This window comes from Paraburkholderia sp. SIMBA_054 (assembly GCF_046534875.1).
In the GTDB taxonomy this organism is placed as follows: Bacteria; Pseudomonadota; Gammaproteobacteria; order Burkholderiales; family Burkholderiaceae; genus Paraburkholderia; species Paraburkholderia hospita.
In genome coordinates, this window is sequence record NZ_JAWRXV010001194.1 from 1 (window position 1) to 255 (window position 255).

1 pseudogene is annotated in these 255 nt (G+C 69.8%); it reads right to left on the bottom strand.

From position 1 onward, the window contains the following. Window positions 1–255 (bottom strand): annotated as a pseudogene (locus tag SB822_RS58905) (oligopeptidase A); the annotation flags it as partial.

The window sequence follows — 255 nt, forward strand, 5'->3', positions numbered from 1 at the left end:
CACGCAACGCGTTGTCGATCACCTTGCGCCGGGCCTCGTCGTAGCCGGCCGCTTCCGGCGAAGCCGCCAGGCGCTTGTACTGCGCATACAGCGCCAGGTTCTGGCCCAGCGCGCTGCCGAAGCGCGTCACCTTGGGCAGGTTGCCGTTGTAGGCATCGCGCAGCTCGGGCGTGTTGACCACCGCCTGCAGGTGGCCGACCTGGCCCCAGGCGCGCCACAGGCGTTCGGTGGCGTCGTCCAGCGGCACCACGAAAT